This window comes from Enterobacter cloacae complex sp. 6730903, from assembly GCF_048283985.1.
Classification (GTDB): domain Bacteria; phylum Pseudomonadota; class Gammaproteobacteria; order Enterobacterales; family Enterobacteriaceae; genus Enterobacter; species Enterobacter hormaechei_C.
Genome location: NZ_JBLVXX010000244.1, coordinates 1 through 261, shown reverse-complemented (window position 1 = coordinate 261; position 261 = coordinate 1). Strand labels below are relative to the sequence as shown.

General features: G+C 44.1%; 1 protein-coding gene. It reads left to right on the top strand.

What is annotated here, in order from left to right:
• The coding region (locus ACNQ0W_RS25765; RefSeq protein ID WP_417933354.1) for a hypothetical protein at nucleotides 1-185 on the top strand (185 nt) is incomplete at its 5' end.
• Nucleotides 186-261 lie beyond the last annotated feature (76 nt).

Below are 261 nucleotides of genomic sequence, written 5' to 3'. Positions count from 1 at the left end.
GTTTTGTACAGGACCCTGATGAGCCAGTGCACACTAAAAAGGACTATGACAAAGCATGGGAAATTCAGAAGGAAGCTTCTGTATTGGGTAGTGAGGCGAAAAGACGTTATGAAACCTTGCTTGAAGAAGTTGACCTATATCTAGCACGTGAAAGAACTGATGTTCTTGAGGCAGGTGAAGAATGACCACATTCAAAGAGGCTCAAAGGGTCCAGTCACAAAAGGCAGCTCGTTCTAAGCGATTTAATCGAGTGCCTACAGA